At 44.3% G+C, this 24,549-nt stretch carries 23 protein-coding genes; 21 read left to right on the top strand and 2 right to left on the bottom strand.

Annotated features, from left to right (window positions below; translation table 11 throughout):
- Nucleotides 1-12 precede the first annotated feature (12 nt).
- Both AB5916_RS02220 and gltA read left to right on the top strand, forming a co-directional pair.
- Nucleotides 13-900, top strand: coding sequence for a sulfide/dihydroorotate dehydrogenase-like FAD/NAD-binding protein (locus AB5916_RS02220; protein ID WP_173727306.1), 888 nt, complete (start codon nt 13-15; stop codon nt 898-900).
- On the top strand, nt 900-2,297 hold the full coding sequence (gene gltA, locus AB5916_RS02215; RefSeq protein ID WP_158420417.1) for an NADPH-dependent glutamate synthase: 1,398 nt from the start codon (nt 900-902) through the stop codon (nt 2,295-2,297). Before AB5916_RS02220 ends, gltA begins: the two co-directional genes overlap by 1 nt.
- Nucleotides 2,298-2,421: 124 nt before the next feature.
- Here the strand turns inward: gltA and AB5916_RS02210 are convergent, their stop codons facing one another.
- Nucleotides 2,422-3,123 carry a LytTR family transcriptional regulator DNA-binding domain-containing protein gene (locus AB5916_RS02210; protein WP_368189077.1) on the bottom strand — a complete coding sequence of 234 codons (702 nt, stop codon included), beginning with the start codon at nt 3,121-3,123 and terminating at the stop codon, nt 2,422-2,424.
- 489 nt (nt 3,124-3,612) lie between these two features.
- On the opposite strand from AB5916_RS02210, the gene AB5916_RS02205 reads away from it, so the two are divergent.
- From AB5916_RS02205 to AB5916_RS02185, 5 genes are all read left to right on the top strand, one after another.
- Complete coding sequence (locus AB5916_RS02205) at nt 3,613-6,462, top strand: Ig-like domain-containing protein (RefSeq protein WP_368189076.1); 2,850 nt, start codon at nt 3,613-3,615, stop codon at nt 6,460-6,462.
- Between the two features lie 330 nt (nt 6,463-6,792).
- Entirely contained in the window at nt 6,793-7,188 is a 396-nt protein-coding gene (locus AB5916_RS02200) for a methylglyoxal synthase (protein ID WP_158420414.1), read from the top strand.
- Nucleotides 7,185-7,742: a 16S rRNA (guanine(966)-N(2))-methyltransferase RsmD gene (rsmD, locus tag AB5916_RS02195; protein WP_158420413.1), complete on the top strand. Its 558-nt coding sequence runs from the start codon at nt 7,185-7,187 to the stop codon at nt 7,740-7,742. Before AB5916_RS02200 ends, rsmD begins: the two co-directional genes overlap by 4 nt.
- Nucleotides 7,743-7,783: 41 nt before the next feature.
- Nucleotides 7,784-8,281: a pantetheine-phosphate adenylyltransferase gene (coaD, locus tag AB5916_RS02190; protein ID WP_173727309.1), complete on the top strand. Its 498-nt coding sequence runs from the start codon at nt 7,784-7,786 to the stop codon at nt 8,279-8,281.
- Nucleotides 8,282-8,293: 12 nt separating this feature from the next.
- The gene (locus AB5916_RS02185; RefSeq protein ID WP_158420411.1) at nt 8,294-8,917 is read left to right on the top strand and encodes an ATPase; all 624 of its coding nucleotides are present in this window, start codon (nt 8,294-8,296) and stop codon (nt 8,915-8,917) included.
- Between the two features lie 31 nt (nt 8,918-8,948).
- On the opposite strand, the gene AB5916_RS02180 is transcribed toward AB5916_RS02185, so the two are convergent.
- Nucleotides 8,949-9,890 (bottom strand): hypothetical protein, encoded by a 942-nt coding sequence (locus tag AB5916_RS02180; protein ID WP_368189075.1) that lies wholly within the window; start codon nt 9,888-9,890, stop codon nt 8,949-8,951.
- Nucleotides 9,891-9,964: 74 nt separating this feature from the next.
- Between AB5916_RS02180 and AB5916_RS02175 the strand changes: the two genes are divergently transcribed.
- The 14 genes from AB5916_RS02175 to AB5916_RS02110 all read left to right on the top strand — a co-directional run bounded on the left by AB5916_RS02175 (nt 9,965) and on the right by AB5916_RS02110 (nt 24,542).
- Entirely contained in the window at nt 9,965-11,419 is a 1,455-nt protein-coding gene (locus tag AB5916_RS02175; protein ID WP_368189074.1) for an aminoacyl-histidine dipeptidase, read from the top strand.
- A 155-nt stretch (nt 11,420-11,574) separates the two neighbouring features.
- Entirely contained in the window at nt 11,575-12,381 is an 807-nt protein-coding gene (locus tag AB5916_RS02170) for a M23 family metallopeptidase (RefSeq protein ID WP_368189073.1), read from the top strand.
- A gap of 87 nt (nt 12,382-12,468) precedes the next feature.
- Nucleotides 12,469-13,281 carry a GTP pyrophosphokinase family protein gene (locus tag AB5916_RS02165; RefSeq protein WP_158420408.1) on the top strand — a complete coding sequence of 271 codons (813 nt, stop codon included), beginning with the start codon at nt 12,469-12,471 and terminating at the stop codon, nt 13,279-13,281.
- Nucleotides 13,282-13,311: 30 nt separating this feature from the next.
- Nucleotides 13,312-15,171: a YgiQ family radical SAM protein gene (locus tag AB5916_RS02160; protein ID WP_173727312.1), complete on the top strand. Its 1,860-nt coding sequence runs from the start codon at nt 13,312-13,314 to the stop codon at nt 15,169-15,171.
- Nucleotides 15,131-15,754, top strand: coding sequence for a hypothetical protein (locus AB5916_RS02155; protein ID WP_173727313.1), 624 nt, complete (start codon nt 15,131-15,133; stop codon nt 15,752-15,754). The genes AB5916_RS02160 and AB5916_RS02155 overlap by 41 nt, the downstream gene beginning before the upstream one ends.
- Nucleotides 15,755-15,762: 8 nt before the next feature.
- Entirely contained in the window at nt 15,763-16,755 is a 993-nt protein-coding gene (locus AB5916_RS02150; RefSeq protein ID WP_173727314.1) for an RluA family pseudouridine synthase, read from the top strand.
- Nucleotides 16,752-17,309, top strand: a complete 558-nt coding sequence (lepB, locus tag AB5916_RS02145; protein WP_158420404.1) for a signal peptidase I — start codon at nt 16,752-16,754, stop codon at nt 17,307-17,309. Before AB5916_RS02150 ends, lepB begins: the two co-directional genes overlap by 4 nt.
- 68 nt (nt 17,310-17,377) lie before the next feature.
- A complete protein-coding gene (locus tag AB5916_RS02140; RefSeq protein WP_158420403.1) occupies nt 17,378-17,911 on the top strand; it encodes a Holliday junction resolvase RecU in 534 nt (177 codons plus the stop codon).
- A gap of 215 nt (nt 17,912-18,126) precedes the next feature.
- On the top strand, nt 18,127-19,242 hold the full coding sequence (hisZ, locus tag AB5916_RS02135; RefSeq protein ID WP_158420402.1) for an ATP phosphoribosyltransferase regulatory subunit: 1,116 nt from the start codon (nt 18,127-18,129) through the stop codon (nt 19,240-19,242).
- Nucleotides 19,243-19,246: 4 nt separating this feature from the next.
- Nucleotides 19,247-19,882: an ATP phosphoribosyltransferase gene (hisG, locus tag AB5916_RS02130; RefSeq protein ID WP_158420401.1), complete on the top strand. Its 636-nt coding sequence runs from the start codon at nt 19,247-19,249 to the stop codon at nt 19,880-19,882.
- A gap of 22 nt (nt 19,883-19,904) precedes the next feature.
- Nucleotides 19,905-21,218, top strand: a complete 1,314-nt coding sequence (gene hisD, locus AB5916_RS02125; protein WP_173727317.1) for a histidinol dehydrogenase — start codon at nt 19,905-19,907, stop codon at nt 21,216-21,218.
- The gene (gene hisB / locus AB5916_RS02120; RefSeq protein WP_368189072.1) at nt 21,215-21,802 is read left to right on the top strand and encodes an imidazoleglycerol-phosphate dehydratase HisB; all 588 of its coding nucleotides are present in this window, start codon (nt 21,215-21,217) and stop codon (nt 21,800-21,802) included. The genes hisD and hisB overlap by 4 nt, the downstream gene beginning before the upstream one ends.
- A 21-nt stretch (nt 21,803-21,823) precedes the next feature.
- Nucleotides 21,824-23,104, top strand: coding sequence for a bifunctional phosphoribosyl-AMP cyclohydrolase/phosphoribosyl-ATP diphosphatase HisIE (gene hisIE, locus AB5916_RS02115; protein ID WP_173727318.1), 1,281 nt, complete (start codon nt 21,824-21,826; stop codon nt 23,102-23,104).
- A 7-nt stretch (nt 23,105-23,111) separates the two neighbouring features.
- Nucleotides 23,112-24,542: a VanW family protein gene (locus tag AB5916_RS02110; RefSeq protein WP_368189071.1), complete on the top strand. Its 1,431-nt coding sequence runs from the start codon at nt 23,112-23,114 to the stop codon at nt 24,540-24,542.
- The last annotated feature ends 7 nt before the right edge of the window (nt 24,543-24,549 follow it).

The following is a 24,549-nucleotide window of genomic DNA, read 5'->3' as shown; positions in this document are numbered from 1 at the left end:
CAGGAGGGAATTATGTATAAGATTCTGAGAGCAGAAAAACTGTCTTCCAATGTTTTCCTTATGGATGTGGAAGCACCTCGGGTAGCAAAGCATTGCCTGCCGGGGCAGTTTGTGATCGTTAAGATGGACGAAGTAGGCGAGAGGATTCCGCTTACCATCTGCGACTATGATTCTGAGAAGGGAACTGTGACTATCGTATTCCAGCCCATTGGAGCATCTACCACAAAGATGTCAGAGCTGAAAGCAGGAGACGCTTTTGAAGATTTTGTAGGACCACTTGGCCAGCCGTCTGAGTTTGTCCATGAGGACATTGAAGAACTTAAGAAAAAACGTATTGTATTTGTTGCCGGTGGTGTTGGTACAGCACCTGTTTATCCACAGGTTAAATGGCTCCATGAGCATGGTATCACTGCGGATGCTATCGTAGGAGCAAAGACAAAAGATCTTCTTATCCTTGAAGACGAAATGAAGAAGGTATGTAATCTTTACATAACAACAGATGATGGATCCTATGTACGCAAAGGTATGGGTACAGACGTACTCCGTGACCTTGTGCAGAACCAGGGCAAACAGTATGATGTATGTGTTGCCATCGGACCTATGATCATGATGAAATTCGTATGTCTTCTTACAAAAGAACTGAATATTCCTACTGTTGTCAGCATGAACCCGATCATGGTAGACGGTACCGGTATGTGCGGAGCCTGTCGTCTGATCGTTGATGGCGAAGTGAAGTTTGCATGTGTGGACGGACCTGAGTTTGACGGCCACAAGGTTGATTTTGACCTTGCCATGAAGAGAATGCAGATGTATAAGACAGAAGAAGGCCGTGCCCTTCTGAAGCTGAAAGAGGGAGATACCCATCACGGCGGATGCGGCCATTGCGGAGGTGACAAATAATGGGAGACGTATTAAAGAAAGTACCAGTCAGAGAGCAGCAGCCTAAGGTTCGTGCAACCAACTTTGACGAAGTATGCCTGGGTTATAATAAAGAAGAAGCAATGGAAGAGGCAGAGCGCTGCCTGAATTGTAAAAAAGCAAAATGCGTTGAGGGATGCCCTGTATCCATTAACATTCCTGCATTTGTACATGAAGTTAAAGAAGGCAATTTTGAAAAAGCATATCAGATCATCAGTGAGTCCAGTGCCCTTCCTGCAGTGTGCGGCCGTGTATGTCCGCAGGAGACACAGTGCGAGGGTCAGTGTATCCGCGGCAAAAAGGGTGAAGCTGTTTCCATTGGTAAGCTGGAGCGTTTTGTTGCTGACTGGGCAAAAGAGAATGGTATTAAGCCGGCAGCTGCAAAAGAGAAAAATGGTCATAAGGTAGCAGTGATCGGTTCTGGTCCATCCGGACTTACCTGTGCTGGAGACCTTGCAAAGCTTGGTTATGATGTAACTATTTTCGAGGCTCTTCACAAAGCAGGCGGTGTTCTTGTTTATGGTATTCCTGAGTTCCGTCTTCCTAAGGACAAAGTAGTTGCTGCAGAGGTTGAGAATGTTAAATCTCTTGGCGTTAAGATCGAGACAAATGTAATCATCGGTAAATCTGTTACCATCGATGAACTGTTACAGGATGAAGGCTTTGAGGCTGTATTTATCGGATCCGGTGCTGGTCTTCCTATGTTCATGGGTATTCCAGGAGAGCAGGCCAACGGCGTATTCTCTGCAAATGAGTTCCTGACCCGTAACAACCTTATGAAAGCATTCCGTGAGGATTATGATACACCTATCGCACATGGTAAGAAGGTTGCTGTTGTAGGCGGTGGTAATGTTGCAATGGATGCAGCCAGAACAGCACTTCGTCTTGGAGCTGAGGTACATATTATTTACAGACGTTCTGAGGCAGAGCTTCCTGCCAGAGCAGAGGAAGTACATCATGCAAAAGAGGAAGGCGTAAACTTCAATCTTCTTTGCAATCCTGTTGAGATCCTTACAGATGACAAAGACTGGGTAACCGGTATTAAATGCATCCGTATGGAATTGGGTGAGCCTGATGCATCCGGCAGAAGACGTCCGGTAGAGATTCCTGGTTCTGAGTTTACCATTGATGTAGACACAGTGATCATGTCTCTTGGAACAAGCCCGAACCCGCTGATCTCTTCCACTACCATTGGTCTGGATATTAATAAGAGAAAATGTATTATCGCTGACGAGGAGTTCGGCAAGACCTCCAAAGAGGGCGTATATGCAGGCGGTGATGCTGTAACAGGCGCTGCAACTGTTATCCTTGCTATGGGTGCAGGTAAGGCAGGCGCAAGAGGAATTGACGAATATATCAAGTCCAAATATGCCAAATAAATAATAATCAATCGATAATAATCAATAAAAAGAAAGCCGATGGAAGGGAGCTCCTTTCATCGGCTTTTGCAGTGCGCCTTTCGGCGCACGTTTCTTTATAAGTGATGATTTACGTGAAAACAGATCATTCCTGCACCAGAACACAGGCACAGTATCCATCCGCAGGCTGATAACAGTAAACATTCATGGACTTCTCAGGATCCGGTCCGATATCCCGGATCACACGCTGCCCGCCATTTAAGGCAACATCTGCATAAGTGATCATCCATTTTTTATCGCCATTGGAAAAAATCTCATAAAATGAGTGGTCGATCATGGCCTCGGATGAAAAACTTGTAAGAGTAGACATGGCCTTATTGCAGTAGCGGAAAATAAAATCAATCCCCTTACCTGCCTTGTCAAATACCAGTTCGATCACACAGTAGGGCAGGGGAAGATCATCTAAAAGACTGCATTTTTCCAAAAGTCCCATAGGGGGATAAAAGTTACCTTCTGCATCTGCTACATGCAGTGCAAGAGCAGCACGCCGATTCTTGTGTTCACTGAGATAACGCTTTCTGCCCTGGATGATCTTGCCGTCTGTCATAGTATATACTCCTGAATTAGAGATATCTAAGATCTGCTTGACTGCAACGATCACGCCTTTCTGAATGCTGACAAAATCCTTCTCCGGGAGCATTGTCATGATCTCTTTCATAGGAATGCTGGTAGAAATCTTCTGATTATCCATAAAATATATAACACTTCTTTTGTCTTCACGTACAATGTATTTGATAGTATCCGGTATAATATTACGGGAACGAAAAAGATACTGAACTCTGCTCATAATTGCCTCCACACATATTGTCATAAGTTGCTTTAAGCATAACATAATATGCATAAAAATACAATCAAAAGTCTTAAAATAAAATAATAAAATGAAAATGCAGCGAGAAATGTAAATAAACAGCATTAATGCTATGCATATAATCTTCGCCTATGAAGACGGAATGAGAATAAAACACACTTAAAATAAAAAGAAACACAAAAAAGCACCCTTGTGGGCATAATTCTGCAAGGGTGTTGATTCAATGACTTGTTTTAAGATTATTTAAATAATAATATCATTAATCAGTTTAGTATGATTCAGTATAGCATTTGAATTCGGCAAAATCAAGGGGAGTGATGTTAATGACTCGTTTTTAACGATGAATGACTTGTTTTCTTGCCTACTGAAAGTTGTGTATTGCGAAATTAAGTTTGATATGCTATTATCACGTTAGCGGTATATAATATATATAAGCACACACTAACAATATGAAAGAGGTACGAACAAATGAAGAAGAAAATAGCACTCCTTGGAGCTGTGGCATTGCTTGTCAGTTCTTTTGATCAGGGGCTGCTTCTGGCAGCAGAACAGGAAACAGATACACAGCTGGTTGATGTACAGGATGAAGAGATTTTTACAGATGATTCAGAAGCATCCGCATCTGTTGATACAATACAGTTTTCTGATCAGGATGAGCCGTCTGTAAAAGAGCAGCCTGACGGCCCTGAAGAAACAGTATTTGAAGATAGTGATTCAGATCTTTTCAGTTCAGGGGAAGCTTCTTTGGAGTTGAAAACACCACCCAATTTTACTGGTATTGTAGATGGTTCCGGATATAATGACAGTCAGGTATTATATGCTGGAGAATCCGGATATGTGGATGGGATCAGCAAGATACTTGTAAATGGCAAGGAATGGAGAAAAACAGATTCTAAACTTGGTCTTTTTTCGTCTGAAGCTTATTATCTGGCTCCGTCCGAAAATAAAATATATTTTGATGGAAGTGGAAGCGGCATGCTGAAAAGCGGTGATCTGATCACCATTTCCAATCTGCAGTATAAAGATCTTGTGCTCCAGGTAAAAGGGCAGGGAAATACTTTTGGGGTAGTTGTTTATGATGCACAGGCGGGTAATGACAAGGAAGGTCCTTCAGATGGAGAAAATACTTTGTTTGTCAGATTGGTAGGCAGCTTTGAAGGAGCACTGACAGGACAGCAGAAATACGATGCGATCAGTGGCGCATCTACCTCAGTTTCCTCCAACAAAAACAGTAATGTGGAGGTTCAGGCTGCCATCCTTCCAGATGGAAATGAGCCTGCAGAAGATGACTGGAAGCCTCTTAGCACTGTTGTAAGTGTTAATTCTAAAAGAACAAAGGTTAATATTGATACAGATTCCTGCGGAATGTCTGGTGTGTATTCTATCTGGGACAGTTCTCTTTCCTTAAGCGGTGTACCGGATAAAGTAGGTACCTATCCGGTAAGTGTAACAGTTACAGATGAAACAGGCAGAACTGCAGTAAGTAATGAATTATATTTTAAAATATTTGCAAGAAATGAAAAGCTGGAGGATTATCTGAAACTGGAAAACGCAGTACAGACAGCCGATGGCAAATACATGTATGATATGGAGCCGTGGGCGATTCCTAATTTCGGAGGGGTAAATGAAACTGTAACGGTACCAACACAGATCAAGGCATGGTACGGCTCCCATACAAGTGGTACTTACGGAGAACTGGGATATTCAGTGGAAAAGGATCCGGTACAGACGCTGATCGTTCCCAATGGATGTACATTGACCATGGTAAATATGAAAATCCTAAGCAGTGTGAAGATTCTGGTTGAAAATGGTGGTATGCTGAATCTTCGGGATTCTTCTCTTCATGGACAGGTAGAAGTGATGGATGGAGGAAGGCTTTCTGTTAACTACGATGATTATTCTGGGAAATTCCTTACAGGAACTTCTATTAATGGACAGATCATCCTTGATACAGGCGGAATCCTGGAAAGCTCCATCATCTATTCAAATACAAACTTTCTCGCTAACGGCAGCTGGATACGTCAGAATATTTCACCTGTAATACAGGTAAATGGGAATGGGGTGATCCGGGGAGAGGTTTATGTACGTGGAGATGACGCTCCCACAGGAACAGATCCCGCTACAAAGAAAAGCTACAGCGGACAGCCTGCCATAAAGGTATCCTCCGGAAGTCTGAACATTGAGAAGAATAGTGTGTTGGCTGTATTTGGCGGCGGAAAAATCGCTACCACTTCGGTAGGCGGAAATGCGCTGATCCTGGAAAACAGTCAGGTAACAGGAGAAGGTAAGCTGATCGCTGTAGGAGGAACAGGCCACAGTGATCAGGGTGGCCATGGAGTTGCGGGAAACGGCACCATTAATACGAAAGAAGCATATCTGGAAGGCGGCGCAAGCCAGATGCCGGGAAACAGCAGTGTTACAGCAGGTGCAGCTTATACAGAAGGGATTTTGGTGGGTAATGGTGTCCGCCTAAAAGTTATGCAGGGAAAAAGAATCACTACTAATTATGACAGTGTAGGGGAAACCTACTGGCGCGATACTACCCAGAAGCCGGATCTGAAGCTTTATGAGACCACAGATACACCACAGCCTACCAGTGCGCCGAAGCCCACCACAGTCCCACAACCTACTGCAGCTCCACAGCCTACTGCAGCTCCACAACCTACTGCAGCTCCACAACCAACTGCTGCTCTACAGCCTACTGCAGCTCCACAACCTACTGCAGTTCCGCAGCCATCTGATAAGCCACAGTCAGATATTTCATCGGATAAGAGCCAGACGAATGAAGGAACCCAGGGGCAGGAAGGAACTTCTGGTGCAAGCTTTAAGCCTGTGATCCGTGTAAATGTAAAAAATGTTCCCTTAAAAGTGGGGCAGACCACAAATAAGGTAAAGGTTACATATGCAAAAGGAGATTCTGTAAAATCTTGGAAATCCAGCAATAAAAAAGTTGTTACAGTCAATAAAAAGGGCATTCTGAAAGCAGGGAAAAAGACCGGGAAAGCAACGGTAACCGTAACATTGAACAGTGGACTTCAGGCAAAGATCCAGGTGAAGGTACAGAAAGATCCAGTGCAAACAGCAAGTATTCGCATATCGAAAAAGAATCTACTTATAAAGAAAGGCTTTAGACAGAAGCTAACACCTGTGATCTTGCCGATTACTTCCAGGGAAACAGTAAAATATACCTCCTCGTCCACATCAGTGGTAAGAGTAAGCAAAACCGGAGTGATCGCAGCCAGAAAAGCAGGAAAAGCAAGAATCAACATTCGTTCGGGAAAGAAAAAAACAGTGGTTTATGTGACAGTGAAAAAGTAAACGATAATTATGATTGTGGCGGTGATAACTAGTACATCGTTATTCGGTTGTTTTTGTATGATGTACGAAAATTCAAGTCGAACTGTTACTCGCCACCTGAAAGAGGTGGGAGTTTTCTCGACTGAGATAATTTATTGCTGTGAAGAGGAAAAATATCAGCTAAAAATTTGCCTAATTTTTCAAGATTTAATTGCACTTCTTTTATACATTTGTTATAATAAAACGGAAAAGAAGAATTTTAATAAAGAATCGTGATGAGAATCTGTATGGAGACTGCAGTTTGCAGACCTGTATGTCTTGGAAGATTTGGACATGAGAAAGGGAGTAACCATGAATTTAGGAATCATCGCACATAATAGTAAAAAAGTTTTGATCGAAGATTTTTGCATCGCCTACAAGAATATCCTGGCAAAGCATGAAGTATATGCTACAGGCACTACAGGCCGCAGGATCGAGGAGGCTACCAGCCTTCATGTACACAAATTCCTGGCAGGAAGCATTGGCGGTGACAAGCAGTTTATGGAGATGGTAGAGCGCCAGGATCTGGATATGGTCATTCTGTTCTACAATCCTGTTATGATCGATCCAAAGGAACCGGATATCACAGCTATTGTGAGACGCTGCGACCAGTACAATATTCCTGTTGCTACCAATATCGCTACAGCAGAGCTTCTGATCCTTGGACTTGCAAGAGGTGATCTGGATTGGAGACTGAATCTGAAATGAGAGTGATCGCAGGAAAAGCAAGACGTTTAAACTTAAAAACAGTACCTGGGATGGAGACCCGTCCTACTACAGACCGTATCAAAGAGACTCTTTTCAATATGCTGCAGCCTGAGATCCCGGATTGCCGTTTTCTTGATCTGTTCAGCGGTAGTGGAGCCATTGGTATTGAAGCATTAAGCCGTGGCGCAGCATTTGCAGTCTTTGTTGAAAAGAATCCCAAGGCTTGTGCATGCATCAGGGAAAATCTTTCATTTACAAAACTTGCAGATAGTGGTAAACTGCTTTCCATGGATGTGTTGCAGGCATTACGATCCCTGGAAGGCGGAGAGAGTTTTGACTGCATTTTTATGGATCCGCCTTACAGACAGGATCTGGAGCAGCAGGTTCTGGCTTATCTTGCAGACAGTAGTCTTGTAGATGAGCATACGCTGATCATTGTGGAGGCTGATCTGGATACTGATTTTGATTATCTTGATTCCATGGGATTTGCACAGCTGCGTTCCAAGGAATACAAGACCAATAAGCATGTATTCATAACCAGAAAAGAGAACTGAACACATCTGTAAATCCTGAAGAGAGTGAGAGAACATCATACATGGTAGTTGCAGTTTATCCGGGAAGCTTTGACCCGGCAACTTATGGGCATCTGGATGTGATTCAGAGAGCCAGTGTTTCCTTTGACAAAGTGATCGTGGGAGTTTTGCATAATTCTGCAAAAAGTCCGTTGTTTTCTGTAGAAGAACGTGTTAATATACTAGAAAAGGCTACGGAACATATCTCAAATGTTGTCATTAAGCCTTTTAACGGACTTTCCGTTAATTTTGCCAGAGAAAATAAGGCACAGGTCATTGTTCGCGGGCTTCGGGCTGTTACGGATTTTGAGTATGAGCTTCAGATGGCACAGACTAATCGTGTGCTTGCACCGGATGTGGATACAGTATTTCTGACTACCAGTCTGGAGTATGCATATTTAAGTTCTACGATTATGAAGGAAGTGGCCATGTTCGACGGGGATATCAGCAAGTTTGCCCCGCCTCAGATCACAGAGGCAGTAAGAGCGAAGATGTACCAGTTAAGAAATAGAGAAAAATAAGGAGAGTGTACTATGAGCAGCAGAATTGAACAGATCATTGAAGAGATTGAAGAGTATGTAGATAGTTGTAAATACCAGCCTCTTTCTACAACCAAGATCGTTGTCAATAAAGAGGAGATCGAAGAACTTCTTCGTGAACTCAGACTGAAGACTCCAGATGAGATCAAACGTTACCAGAAGATCATCAGCAATAAAGATGCTATTCTGGAGGATGCACAGTCCAAGGCAGATGCACTGATTGCAGATGCACAGGCAAAAGCACAGGAGCTTGTTACCCAGCATGAGATCATGCAGAAGGCATATGCTCAGGCTAACGAGACCATTAATGCAGCGAACCGCCAGGCACAGGAGATACTGGATTCTGCTACACAGGACGCTAACAGCATTCGTTTAAGTGCCATTACTTATACAGATGATATGATGGCTAATATCGGTTCTGTACTGAATCAGACCCTGGAAGATGCAGGCGGCAAATATAAAGGTTTTCTCGAAGCTCTCCAGAGTTGTCTGGATGTGGTTAATCACAACCGTCAGGAGCTTGCTCCTCAGACAGCACAGGCAGCAGCTATCTCCAATTCCTATCAGGCACCTGAGCAGGAGTCAGAGACACTGGATGATCTTGGAGAAGATCAGTAAATTAAATGGATACGTTTCTTTGCCCACTGTGTCATGTCCCAATCAGGAGGATGCAGAGGGTGAGGATTGTACTGAGACATTTGGCAGAGGCGTAAGGGAAGAAAGAAAGTCTTCCATCCAGTACGCTTTTTGTCTGTGCGGCTACGCACAGTCCTCCAAAAGAGGATAAAGTCATTGCCGCCAGGTATATGGTACGTTCAGGCAGGTTTGAGGATGCAATCCTGTTAAGGCCTGTAGTCAGTTCCATGATACATAGCAGGATTTCTTTGAAAATATCAGGGATAAGAGGACACTGGCTGATGCAAGGGGACAGCACAGAGAAAAGCAGGATATAGCCGCCCAGCCTGGTTATGGTTTCAAATCCATTCATAATACAGACATCCAGAAGGGCTCCGGTGGAGCATGCCTGGGATGTCTTTTTTTCTGCTATTGCATCAGGATCAGGCCGCATGTGATCGGTTGCAGTACAGCCTTTGTATACAAAGAATCTGAAAAACAGCATGCAGCAAAGATCTGCCAGAAACAAAGGAATAAGCAGATTTCTCGCAGGGTAACGTCCTTTCAAACAGGTTTGCCCCAGAAAGGTGAGCAAAAAGACCAGACTTGGATTGCTGCAGAAGGTAAGAAGATATTCCCCCTCCTGTCTGCAGATCTTTCCTGAATATGTAAGGTCAGAGGCCAGCTTGGCGCCTACAGGGAATCCTAGCAGCTTTCCGAAAAGGAAGGCATACATTCCCCAGGGGGACAGTCCGAACAGAGTCTTGCACAAGCGAATGCCAGGTTTCGGGATTTGACATGAGATCTTTATATTCATCAGCAATCCTGTAAGGATCAGAAAAGGCAGCAAAGTGGGCAACAGGGTATTAAACCACAGGGAAAGTCCATCTCTTGCAGCAAGAAGGGCAGTTTCAGGATTTGCCAGCAGGAAAACAAGCAGGAAGCAGATTCCTGCAAAAAACAGCTTTTTTTTCAAGCCCTTACCCCTTTTTCTTTTAGTATATGGGGGCCGGGGAATGATCATTCATAAATTAAGGAGGTAAGAAAACTATGGCAGTATTAGAGAATTGCAGTCCATCCAGAGTTTTTCATTATTTTGAGGAAATTTGCGGTATTCCACACGGATCCGGGAATACACAGGCCATCAGCGATTATCTTGTTGATTTTGCAAAGGATCACAGCCTTGAATACGTACAGGATCACCTGGGCAATGTGGTGATATACAAAAATGGTACAGCAGCCTATGAACAGTCACCTACAGTGATCCTTCAGGGACATATGGATATGGTGTGTGAGAAACGTGCAGATGTAGCACATGATTTTTTGAAAGACGGTTTGAATCTTTCTGTAACAGAAGATGGATATGTAACTGCTAATGGCACTACCCTTGGTGGAGATGACGGGATTGCTGTAGCCTATGGTCTTGCCCTTCTGGAAAGCCAGGACATTCCCCATCCTCCATTAGAGGTACTGATCACAGTTGATGAGGAAATCGGACTTCTGGGGGCTATGGATTTCGATTGCAGCGTGCTGAAAGGCCGTAGATTGATCAATCTTGATTCAGAGGCAGAAGGCAGCCTGTGGGTCAGCTGTGCCGGCGGCATGGGAGGATACAGTAGGATTCCTGTAAAGCGTGTAGCAGGTGAAGGAGAAGGTATCAGGGTCCGCATTTTTGGACTTACCGGAGGACATTCCGGAGCTGAGATTGATAAAAACAGAGCCAATTCCAATATTCTGATGGGAAGAATGCTTTATGAGATGAAGAAGCAGGCAGATTTTGCCATTATTTCCCTGGATGGTGGCACAAAGGACAATGCCATTACAAGAGAATCAGAATTTCAGGTTCTGGCAGCATCGGAAGATGTTCTGAAGATCCAGCAGCTTGCTAAGAGATTTCAGGCTGATCTTCGTAAAGAATACGCAGGCACGGATGAAGGGATTACCATTTCTGTGGAGCTTCTTGGCCACATGGAAAAAGAAGTGCTTCATCCGGTCAGTGGTGAAAAGGTAATTTTTTTCCTGATGAACATGCCTTATGGTATCCGCAAGATGAGCGGTTCCATTCCCGGACTTGTAGAAACCTCTTCCAACCCTGGGATCGTTGCCCTTCACAAAGACGAATTTGAATCTGTAAGCAGTGTACGCAGTTCTGTAGGCTCTGCAAAGGATGCATTGTCTGACAAGCTGGAGTATCTGACTGAATTCCTTGGAGGTGAATATGAGATCCAGGGGGCTTATCCTGCCTGGGAGTACAGGGAGGATTCCCCATTAAGAGATAAGATGGTTGCTGCCTATAAAGCACTCTATAAAGAAGAACCAAAGGTTGTAGCTATTCATGCAGGTCTGGAGTGCGGACTCTTCTATGAAAAGATGGAGGGGCTGGACTGTGTATCTATCGGACCGAATATGAAGGATATCCATACTTGTGAGGAGCTTCTTGATATAGCTTCCGTTGAACGTGTATGGAAGTATCTTCTGAAAGCACTGGAAGATCTGAAGGATTGAAAATCAGAGAATCTTAAATCAAAGAATCTTAAATCAAAGAATCTCAAATCAGAAAGTTTTAAATCAGAGATTCTGAAAACCTGAGATTCTGAAAAATGCATAAAGCTTTGTCTGTGGGCATACTCTGATAAAGATGGTTTTTCGGAGGTGCAAGGGTGAAGCAAAGACCATGCAGATCATGGATCCTCCTTTTATTTCTGATGCTGTGGATGATGGCACTGATGCTAGTGCTGGAAGAACGAAGCCGTGTGTCCGAGGTCAATGAAAACAGCATCTATCAAGAAGCTTTTCGCAGGCAGAAGATGCCCGCAGGGCTTTATCGGCAGATCATGGAAACAAATTCCGAAGATATGTGGGAGGTATTTACCGCCACTATGATTAGTGGGTCCTTTGCACCGGACAGGATCTATGCAGATTATCAGCCTTTTCTGAAATACAAAAAGAAGGCATACCTGCAGCTGTGCCGAAGTTATCAGGCCATATGGGCAGATCTTAAATGCTTTCCTGTAGCAGGAGAGGATATCTGTTTTGAAGATACCTACGGTGCATCCAGGGAGTATGGTGGATCGCATACCCATGATGGAACGGATTTGTTCGGCCCTGTTACAGAGCCGGGATATTATCCTGTAGTTTCTGCTACGGATGGTGTGGTAGAAAGGACAGGGTGGCTGCCTCTTGGCGGATATCGTATGGGGATCCGTTCTCCTCACGGTGGTTATTTTTATTATGCTCATTTGTCAGAATATGACCACAGCTTCAGAGAAGGAGAACGGGTTCATGCCGGAGATATTTTAGGTTATATGGGGAATACCGGCTATGGGTCCAAAGGTACAAAAGGCAGATTTCCGGTACATCTTCATATGGGAATCTATATAAAGACGCCTAAAGCACAGGAGATGAGTGTAGATCCGTATCATATTCTGAAAATGCTTCAGGAAAGTACAGGCAGATTTGATCTGTAAGATAAGGAAGCAAGGGTATGGCAGTATCATCTGATATAGCCTCCGGCAGGGAGTGCCGAGGTATTCTTAAATTAAGGAGCGGTTTGAATGGAAATACAGTTATGGAGAAGCATTTTATGTCCTTATGAACTGGCTGTCAAAGAACTGACTGTAAAATTCCAGCATATTATAGAAGAACACAGGGAAAATGACAGATATTCCCCTATTGAACAGGTAAGCGGCAGGGTAAAAAGTGTGACCAGCATCCTGGAAAAGATGCAGCGGAAGCAAATCCCTATGGAGCGGATGGAAGAGGAAGTAGAAGACATCGCAGGGGTTCGTATCATCTGTCAGTTTGAAGAGGACATTGAGACGGTGGCGGCCCTGATCCAAAGCCGGACAGATATGACGGTGAAAAGTGAAAAGAATTATCTGAAGCATATTAAGCAAAGCGGATACCGCAGCTATCATCTGATCATTTATTATACTGTGGAGACGTTAGACGGTCCCAAAAGGCTGCAGGCAGAGATACAGATTCGTACTATGGCCATGAATTTCTGGGCAACCATAGAGCATTCCCTGCAGTATAAGTACAAAGGGGATATGCCGCCCCATGTTACGGAGCGGCTTAGCAATGCAGCAGAAGCAATTATTTCCCTTGACAGGGAGATGTCACTGGTGCGAAGCGAGATCATGGATGCACAGAATTCTTCCCAGGTACAGTCTAATCTGGTAAAAGATATCCTGAATAATATTGAGAATCTTTACAGGTTGTCCAATCAGCGTGAAGTCCTCAAAATACAGTCAGAATTTCTTCGTGTGTTTAAGACAAAGGATCTGCGTCAGCTGGAACGTTTTCACAGACAGCTGGATATTATTGCGGAAGGGTATCGTGCCCAGGCCGTATATTTTCAGAATTAAATCACACATAAAGCATATAAGGAGCACCAGATGCAGGATTTTTTACCGGTAACAAGAGAAGAAATGAAAAAAAGAGGGTGGGAACAGGTAGATTTCGTCTATGTAAGTGGCGATGCCTACGTGGACCATCCTTCTTTTGGTGCGGCCATTATCGGACGGCTTTTGGAAAGCAGAGGATATAGGGTGGGGATGATCCCCCAGCCCGACTGGCGCAAGAAAGAAAGTATCCAGGTATTTGGACGTCCCCGGCTTGGATTTCTTGTTACAGCCGGAAACATGGATTCTATGGTCAATCATTATACAGTTTCCAAAAAGCACAGACAAAAGGATGCTTATTCTCCGGGAGGACAGATGGGTCTTCGACCTGACCGGGCAGTGGTGGTATACAGCAACCTGATCCGTCAAAGCTATAAAGACAGTCCTGTGATCCTGGGCGGGATCGAGGCCAGCCTTCGCCGGATGGCTCATTATGATTACTGGGAGAATAAAGTTAAGCACAGTATTCTTATTGACTCTGGGGCAGATTTGATCTCTTATGGTATGGGAGAGCATTCCATCCTGGAGATCGCAGAAGCACTGGATAGTGGGATTCCCATTGAAGAGATCACCTATATTGCAGGCACTGTCTACCGGACAAAGGATCTTTTACGAGCCTATGAGCCTATTATTCTTCCATCTTTTGAAGAGGTTAAAGAAAATAAGGCAGTGTATGCGGAAAGCTTTGCCACCCAGTATAGGAATACAGATCCTTTTACTGCAAAGGCAATGGCAGAAAGCTACGGGAACCGTGGCTATGTGATTCAAAACCCGCCGGCAATGCCTTTATCTACCCAGGAAATGGATGATGTGTATGATCTTCCCTTTACAGGGGAATACCATCCTATGTATAAGAAAAAAGGCGGTATTCCTGCACTGGAGGAAATCAAATTCAGCCTTACCAGCAACAGAGGATGTTTTGGAGGCTGTAATTTCTGTGCCCTTACTTTTCACCAGGGCAGGATCCTTCAGACAAGAAGCCACGATTCCATTATCCGGGAAGCTGTAAAGATGACAAAAGCACCGGATTTTAAAGGTTATATTCATGATGTTGGCGGGCCTACTGCAGATTTTCGTCATCCGTCCTGCAAAAAGCAGCTGACAAAAGGGGTGTGCCAGAACAGGCAGTGTCTTTTCCCTACGCCCTGCAAGAATCTGCAGGCAGATCATAAGGATTATGTGCTTCTTCTCCGGAAGCTTCGGGACATTCCCGGAGTAAAAAAAGTGTTTGTCAGGTCTGGAGTGCGTTTTGATTATGTGCTGGCAGATCCGGATAAAACATTTTTACGGGAGCTGGTAAAATATCATGTAAGCGGACAGCTGCGTGTGGCACCGGAGCATGTGTCGGATCAAGTGCTTCACTACATGGGTAAGCCTTCTCATCAGGTGTACCTGCGCTTCCTGGAAGAATTTGATAAAGCAGATAAACAGGCACAAAAGGATCAATATGCCATACCTTACTTCATGTCCTCCCATCCTGGGTGTACCATGAAAGAGGCAGTGAAGCTGGCAGAGTATGTAAGGGATCTGGGATATACTCCGGAGCAGGTGCAGGATTTTTATCCTACACCATCTACCCTTTCCACCTGTATGTATTATACAGGGATCCATCCCATTACAAAGGAAAAGGTATATGTACCGAAAAATCCCCATGAAAAAGCCATCCAGCGTGCACTGATGCAGTACAAAAATCCGGCCAACAGGGAGTTGGTGCTGGAGGGACTAAAAATGGCAGGCCGTATGGATCTGGTAGGGTTTGGCCCCAAATGCCTGATAAGGCCTGAAAACAGCAACAGAAAAAAGGAGCAGTTTCATGAAAAAAACAAAAAAACGAAAAAAAATCGAAAAAGGTGAATTTGGCTATTTTAAAAGCGAGAAGAAACGGAGACTGATCCTTACAGCCATTCTTCTTGGCGTGCCTCTTTTTATTTTTGCAACCATGTGGGCATATCATGGAACAAGAAATACCATCTGGACAGTGATCGCAGCAGTAGGATGCCTGCCTGGCTGTAAATCTATGGTAGGACTGATCATGATCTGGATGCGTAAGCCTATGGATTCTGCTCTTTATAAAAAGATTCGAAAACACCAGGGAGATCTGGAAATGGCCTACGAAATGTACATGACTTTTTACGAAAAAAGCGGATATCTGGATGCTTTTGCTGTATGCGGCAACACAGTGGTAGGCTACACCAGTGATCCGGCTGTAGATACTGCTTATATGGAAGAGCATGCCCAGAATATTGTAAGGGGTAATGGATATAAAGTAGATGTAAAGATCCTGAAGGATATCCGGCCATTTCTGGAGAGACTTGATTCCATGAACCTTCATCAGGATTCCTTGAGGGAAGGGATCAAATTCCGCCCGGACAGCAAGTATCCGGATCTGAACAGAGATCAGTTGGTAAAGCATACATTGCTTGCACTTTGTCTGTAGGAGCTGCCATGAAGGAATTTAGGATCAGGGAAAATGAAGCAGGGCAAAGATTTGACAAATATTTGGCCAAGCTGCTGGAAGAAGCACCAAAAAGCTTTTTTTATAAAATGATGCGGAAAAAGAACATTACCCTTAATGGAAAAAAAGCCCAGGGCAATGAAATGCTTTGTACAGGAGATATGGTAAAGCTGTTTTTAAGTGATGAAACTTTTGAGAAATTTTCATCCGCAAAACAGGCATCTCATGCAAGAGCCAAGCTTCAGATCATATACGAGGATCAGGATGTATTGTTTATCAATAAACCGGCAGGCATGCTTTCGCAGCCAGCAGGGGATGGTACTCCTTCCCTTGTGGAGTATCTTACAGGCTACCTTTTGGATACAGGGGCATTGAATGCTGCTGATCTGGTTACTTTCAGGCCAGGGGTGTGTAATCGGTTGGACCGGAATACCAGCGGATTGGTGGCAGCAGGTAAAAGCCTTACAGGACTGCAGGACTTATCAGCAATGTTCCATAACAGGAATATGGAAAAGTTTTACCTTTGTCTGGTAGTTGGTGTAATAAAAAATGAAAAATATATTAAAGGATATTTGCATAAAGACGAAAAATGTAATAAAGTAATAATATCTGCTGACAGAACAGAGGATTCCCAGCCAATAAAGACCAGGTACAGACCTGTATGTGACAATGGGAAGTATACGCTTCTGGAAGTAGAACTGATCACAGGACGGACCCATCAGATCCGTGCCCATCTTGCCAGTGAGGGACATCCTGTGGCAGGTGATCAGAAATATGGGGATAAGAAGGCTAACCAATATTTCCGGGACAGATATCAGCTGAAATACCAGCTGCTTCACAGCAGGCGGATAGTATTTCCAAAGGACTGCGGCCGTCTGAAGGCTTTGGAAGGCAGGACTGTAACAGCACCCGTTCCCGGACTTTTTGGGCAAGTGCTTCAGGGAGAGAAAATAGACATAACCAGGAGGAATGAAATATTATGAAAGTGTGGCATGAAATATGGGACTACATAAAAATGATCATTATTGTGGTTGTTGTAGTTCTTTTGATCAACAATGTGGTACTGATCAATGCAAAGATCCCTTCCGCATCCATGGAAAAGACGATCATGACCGGCGACCGGATCTTTGGTTTCCGGCTGGCATATGGTGTGAACCTGGATCTGTTTGGCCATGAGATTTCTAAGAAGGTAAAAGACCCGGAGCGGTTCGATATTGTGATCTTCAAATATCCGGATGATGAAAGCCAGCTGTTCATCAAGCGAGTGATCGGCCTTCCAGGTGAGACTGTGGAGATCAAAGATGGCAAGGTATATATTGACGGTTCAGAAACACCGCTGGATGATTCCTTTATTCCTGAGACCATGAAGGGCAGTTTCGGACCATATCAGGTTCCGGAGGATTGTTATTTTATGCTGGGTGACAACCGGAATAATTCTAAGGATTCCAGATACTGGAAGAATACTTATGTACGTTTCGATCAGATCGTAGGCAAGGCTGTAATTCGTTATTATCCATCCATTAAGCTAGTACAGTGATTATAAGTGATCACCATATTGATTTGCCTTAATTTTACTGTACTCGTAGACTATAGGGAGGACAAAAGATGGCAACCTGGAACAGCAGAGGCCTTCGGGGATCCACCCTGGAGGAACTTGTAAACAGGACTAATGAGCAATACAGGGAAAAAGGACTGGCATTGATTCAGAAGATCCCCACCCCCATCACACCTGTGAAGATGGACAAGGACAGCCGCCATATTACATTGGCCTATTTTGACCAGAGAAGTACCGTAGATTATATAGGAGCAGTACAGGGGATCCCTGTCTGCTTCGATGCAAAAGAATGCTGTGCCCATACCTTTCCTCTGGCCAATATCCATCCTCATCAGGTGGCGTTCATGAAGGATTTTGAAAAGCAGGGGGGCATTGCATTCTTTCTTATTTTCTTCAGCTCCAGGGATCTTTTCTATTATTTGCCTTTTCGGGAATTACTGGTTTTCTGGCAGCGGATGGAAGAGGGAGGGCGTAAAAGCTTCCGTGAGGATGAGCTTCGCCAGGAATATTATCTGCCTGTAAAAAGCGGTATTCTTGTTCCTTATCTGGAAGGGATCCAGAAGGATCTGCAATTACGGGATTGACAACCTGCAGAAAATCCTTTATAATCTTGCTTGTTTCGTATAGTAGTATGCTAACATGGTAGCATACTAAAGTGCAAAGATTGTAGGAGTGCATATCACGGAATAATCCGTGTAATCATGATTTTGGTATTTTGCACCAAAATCATATCATGCTCCACACAGCAGATCTTTTGGGGCATACATCATGTGAAAGCATAAATGGAGGTAAATATAAGATGCAGCGTATATTTCACACGCCGGAAGGAGTCCGGGACATATATAATGACGAATGCAGCCAGAAACGGAGCCTGCAGGAGAAACTACACTGCGTGTTCCGCAGATATGGCTATGAAGATATTGAAACACCTGGTTTTGAATATTTTGAAGTATTCAGCAGGGAAGTAGGTACGATCCCTTCTAAAGATCTTTATAAATTTTTTGACAGAGAAGGCAATACTCTTGTGCTGCGTCCTGATTTTACCCCGTCTGTAGCAAGAGCCTGTGCCACTTATTTTTCTCCTGAAAAGGAAGTGGTAAGCCTTTGCTATACAGGCAACACTTTTATTAATAATTCCAGTTATCAGGGCAGGCTGAAAGAGTCCACTCAGATGGGTGTTGAGCGAATGGGTGACGATTCTGCGGAAGCAGATGCAGAGCTTCTGGCAATGACTGTGGAGTGCCTTCTGGCTTCCGGCCTTACAGATTTTCAGGTGAGTGTGGGACAGGTGGATTATTTCCGCTCTCTTCTTGAGCAGGCCAGGATGAGCCCTGAAGATGAGGAGCAGCTTCGCAGCCTTGTTTCCATGAAGAATTATTTTGGTGTAGAAGAGCTGGTAGAACGTCTTGGGATTGACCAGAAGGTTGGCAATGCACTGGCACAGCTGCCGCGTATGTTTGGGTCTTCTGATGTACTTGAGAAGGCAAAAGCCCTCACTCAGGAGCCAAAAGCCCTTCAGGCTGTGGCAAGACTGGAAGAGATTTACCAGATCCTGAAGATTTACGGTTATGAGAAATATATTTCTTTTGACTTTGCTATGGTAAGTAAATATCATTATTATACAGGCATTATTTTCCAGGCATATACTTATGGTACAGGCGAGCCGCTTGTAAAGGGAGGCCGGTACAATGACCTTCTTAGGCATTTCGGGAAGGCTGCACCATCTATTGGATTTGCCATTGTTGTAGACAGTCTTTTAACTGCTCTTTCCAGACAGAAGCTGCAGATCCCTGTGGAGGATACTGTGGAAGTGATCACCTACAAACCGGAAGGACGCAAAGAAGCCATCCGGCAGGCACAACAGCTTCGCAGCCAGGGCAAAAACATAGCACTCAGACCTGAGAAGGAGGACTAGAACAGTGAGATATCTGACATTTGCCCTGACAAAAGGGCGCCTTGCATCAAAGACAATGGATATGTTTGAAAAGATCGGCATTACCTGCGAGGAAATGCGGGATAAGGATTCCAGGAAGCTGATCTTTGTCAATGAAGATCTGAAGCTTAAATTTTTCCTTGCAAAAGGACCGGATGTGCCTACTTATGTAGAATACGGTGCTGCTGATATCGGAATCGTTGGTAAAGATACCATTATGGAAGAAGGCAGGAAGCTTTATGAGGTGATGGATCTGAAATTTGGTGCCTGCAGGATGTGCGTATGCGGGCCTGAAAGCGCACGGAAGCTTCTGGATTCCAACCAGCTGATCCGGGTTGCTACCAAGTATCCTGTGATCGCTAAGGATTATTTCTACAACAAGAAGCACCAGACAGTGGAGATCATCAAGCTGAACGGATCCATTGAGCTGGCTCCTATTGTAGGACTATCTGAGGTGATCGTAGATATTGTAGAGACCGGAAGCACTCTTCGTGAGAATGGGTTAAAGGTTTTAGAAGAGGTATGCCCTTTGTCTGCCAGGATGGTAGTTAATCAGGTAAGCATGAAAATGGAAGATGAACGTATCCGGAAGCTGATCGATGACCTGCGTAAAGTGATCTGATAGGAAAGGAAATGATAAACCAATGCGTACAGTAACATTAACAAAAGAATCCACCAAAGATATCCTTGAGAATCTGTTAAAGAGAAGTCCTTCCAGTTACGGAAAGTATGAGATGGCAGTTGCCCAGATCCTGGATAAAGTTAAGCAGGAGAAAGATCAGGCTCTTTTTGGCTATACGAAGGAATTCGATAAGGCCGATATTACAGCAGAGAATATAAAGGTAACGGAAGAAGAGATCAAAGAAGCATATGAGCAGGTAGACCCGTCCCTTCTTGCAGTGATCCGTAAGGCACTGGTAAATATCCGTACCTATCATGAGAAGCAAAGGCAGAACAGCTGGTTTACCAGCTCAGAAAACGGTACTATGCTGGGTCAGAAGGTAACTCCACTTTACAGGGTGGGCGTTTATGTACCTGGGGGCAAGGCGGTTTATCCGTCTTCTGTACTGATGAATATTGTTCCTGCTAAGGTTGCAGGAGTTCCTAATATTGTGATGTGTACCCCTCCGGGAAGAGATGGGAAGGTTTATCCTACCACACTGGTTGCTGCAAGGGAAGCCGGCGCAGATGTGATCTATAAGGTGGGCGGCGCCCAGGCTGTTGCAGCGATGGCTTTTGGTACAGAAAGCATCCCTAAGGTAGATAAGATCGTAGGTCCTGGCAATATTTTTGTTGCACTTGCCAAAAAGGCTGTATATGGACATGTAAGCATTGATTCCGTAGCCGGCCCAAGTGAGATCCTGGTTCTTGCAGATGATACAGCTAATCCCCATTATGTAGCGGCAGACCTTTTGTCCCAGGCAGAGCATGATGAGATGGCTTCTGCCATTCTGATCACCACCAGTACAGAGCTGGCAAAGAAGGTTCAATCAGAAATCGAAGGATACCTGAAGGTGTTATCAAGAAGAGAGATTATCGAGAAATCCCTGGAGAACTTTGGCTATATCCTGATCGCAGAGGATATGGATGAGGCTATCGAAGCTGCTAATGAGATCGCTTCTGAGCATCTGGAGATCGTAACAGCCAATGCCTTTGAGGTCATGATGAAGATCCGTAATGCAGGAGCCATCTTTATCGGAGAATACAGCTCCGAGCCTTTGGGAGATTATTTTGCAGGACCAAACCATGTGCTCCCAACCAACGGAACAGCCAAGTTTTTCTCTGCACTTTCTGTGGACGATTTTATTAAGAAATCCAGTATAGTATATTATTCCAGAGAGGCATTAAAGGAGATCCATAAGGATATTGTACAGTTTGCAACTGCTGAGCAGCTGACAGCACATGCCAATTCTATAGCAGTACGTTTTGAAAAAGAAGATGAAGGGGATTCATTATGATACGAGAGGTTTTGGCACAGAGAAATACCAAAGAGACACAGATCCAGATGAAGCTGAATCTGGACGGAACCGGAATTTCAGATATTTCTACAGGTATCGGATTTTTTGATCACATGCTGGAGGGATTTACAAGACATGGCCTTTTTGATCTTCAGCTGCGTGTGCAAGGGGATCTTCAGGTGGATGACCATCATACCATCGAAGATACTGGGATCGTCCTTGGCTCAGTGATCCGGGAAGCAGTGGGAGACAAAAAAGGGATCCGCAGGTATGGCAGCTTTATCCTTCCCATGGATGAAACATTGGTGCTTTGTGCAGTAGATCTGTGCGGCAGGCCTTATTTTTCCTGGGACGCACAGTTCCCCACAGAGAAGATAGGGGGCATGTCTACAGAGATGGTGCGTGAGTTTTTCTATGCAGTTTCTTACAGTGCACAGATGAACCTTCATATTAAGGTACTTACCCCTGGCAACAGCCATCATATGGCAGAAGCTATGTTTAAAAGCTTTGCAAAAGCCCTGGATATGGCTTTATCCTTTGATCCCCGTATTACAGATGTTTTATCTACAAAAGGAAGCCTATAAAAAGGAGAATAAAAATAAATCATGAAGAAAAAATTGATTCCCTGCCTTTACCTTCAGTCTGAAAAGGCAGTAACCGGTTTCGGACAGAGAAATCTGTTAGGTGACGGAGATGTGGAAAAGCTGGCAAGGTTTTACAGCGATAACGGCGGTGATGAACTGCTTGTATTTGACTTCTCCTCTCAGGACGAAGAGCATGACAAAGCCATCGGCAAGATCCGCGACATTTGTGCAGCTTCTGAAGTTCCGGTAATGGCTGCCGGCAATATTAAGCGTATGGAAGATGTGAAAAAGCTGATCTACGCAGGCTGTGCCTGTGCTGTGCTGAACTTTTCCAAGGAGAGCAATGTAAAGCTTCTGGAAGAGGTATCCAAACGTTTTGGGAAAGAAAAGATGGTTGTATGTATTTCTTCCATTGAAGAATTTACTGCAAATAAAGAACTGATCGAGAATTATGCATCTGCAGTGCTTGCCCTGGATATGGTGCAGGATCAGGTGGCTGAGATTTCCTCCATCCCTGTGATCCTTCATACTGATGAACAGGATGAAGAGAAGCTTACTAAGCTTCTTGGGTCAGACGCTGTAAGCGGTGTTTCCGGTGCCTTTGTAAGCAATATAGAAAAGGAACTGTTGGATTTTAAGGACAGATGCAAAGGTATGGGGATTCCTGTAAATACCTACGAAAGCAATATTGCCTGGAGTGAATTTAAGCTGAACAGTGACGGGATGATTCCTGTGGTTGTTCAGGATTATAAGACAGATGAAGTGCTGATGGTAGCTTATATGAATGAGCAGGCATTCCAAACCACTTTGAAAACAGGAAGGATGACTTACTGGAGCAGAAGCAGAAATGAGCTTTGGACGAAAGGCCTTACCTCCGGACATTTCCAGTATGTAAAGTCTCTCACCCTTGACTGTGACAATGATACTATCCTTGCAAAGGTGGATCAGGTAGGTGCAGCATGCCATACAGGCAGCAGAAGCTGTTTCTTCCAGCCTCTTATGAAAAAGGAGTATGATGACACCAATCCACTTCATGTATTTCAGGATGTGTATGATGTGATCATGGACAGGAAGAAGCATCCAAAGGAAGGCTCTTATACTAATTATCTTTTTGATAAGGGAATCGACAAGATCCTGAAAAAAGTAGGTGAGGAGTGTACGGAGATCGTTATTGCTGCAAAGAATCCGGATAAAGAGGAGATTAAATACGAGATTTCCGATTTTTTGTATCATGCAATGGTATTAATGGTGGAGAAGGGCGTTACCTGGGAGGACATTACCAGGGAACTTGCCAGACGGTGATTTACATATGAAAAGAAAAGCAAAAAAAGCTTTCAGTATTACAGCGGCTGCAGTGTTTCTGGCAGCCGTATTGTATCTGGTCTGGTGTGTACTTCTAAATGATTCCGTGATCTGGAAAAATGTTCAGGTCAATGGGATTTCCATCCAGGGAAAGACAAAAGCCCAGGCCAGAGAAGCAATCCTGGCAGATTTTAAAGAGACTTATGAGGATAAGGCTATCCAGGTGAACCTGTCCGACGAAGTTTATCAAGCTTACATATTTCCTATGCTTGGCATAGATCCTGGGAAAGTGGTGGAGCAGGCCTATCAGCTTGGCCATGGTGCCTGGTATAAAAGAGGTCTGGACCGGATACGTCTGATGACAGATGATAATGCAGAAGAGATCACGCTTCTTCCCCAGGTGACCCATCCGGAGACAGTGTCTTCTGTGATTTCTTATATGGAAATCGAAAAGGTAGATACAGTGGTACAGCCTGTATGCCGGATAACAGACGACAGTCTGATCATAAAGAAGGGAAAAACTGGTATTAAGGCAGATACAGATGCTTTAAAGGAGCAGCTCCTGCATGCAGCTGCCAGCCTGGATCTTGATACACAGATCCAGTGTGCAACCATCAGTGTTACACCAGAGGAGCCGGATTTCAAGGCTTATTATAGGCAGATCTATCAGGAGCCGGAAGATGCATATATGGATGAAAAGAATGATTATGAGATCGTTCCTTCCAAGACAGGGATATCCTTTGATGTTGCAAAGGCGGTCAAAGAATATGGACAGGCCAAAGAAGGCAGTGTGTTTACAGTGGCTTTTGAACAGATCCTGCCGGAGGTGACAACCGGGGATCTGACCAGCCGGGTATTCCGGGATGTGCTGGGAAGCTATAATACTTATGGAGGCGGTACTGACAACCGGATCACCAATCTGACTCTTGCTGCAAAGGCAATTGATGGAATTGAACTGATGCCTGGTGAGACCTTTTCTTACAATGAAACCTTAGGAGAGCGTACAGCCGAAAGAGGGTATAAGGCTGCCGGTGTGTTTGTAAACGGACAGCATGCAGAAGGGATCGGCGGAGGCATCTGTCAGGTTTCCACCACCTTGTTTAATGCATGCCTATATGCAGATCTGGAAATTGTAAAGCGTACCAATCATTCCGGCAGGGTAGATTATGTGCCAGCTGGGCTGGATGCTGCTGTATCCTGGGGAGATCCTGACTTTCAGTTTTGCAATAATACTGAGTATCCTATCCGGATCTCTGCCACTTATGCAGATGGTTCCGTTAATGTGAAGATCTATGGTACAAAAACAAATTCCAATACAGTAAAGGTGACTACCCAGCAGCTGGATGCACAAAGCTACAAAACTTATCGTCATGTATATGACCAGGATGGAAATCTTCTGGAAACGGAGGAAATCTGCAGCAGCCATTACATCAGCTGATCTTGCG

It is taken from the genome of Blautia sp. 1033sp1_1033st1_G9_1033SCRN_220408 (assembly GCF_040929965.1).
Taxonomy (GTDB): Bacteria; Bacillota; Clostridia; order Lachnospirales; family Lachnospiraceae; genus Blautia_A; species Blautia_A ammoniilytica.
The sequence above is the reverse complement of the archived record's forward strand: the minus strand, read 5'-3'. Positions and strand labels throughout refer to the sequence as shown.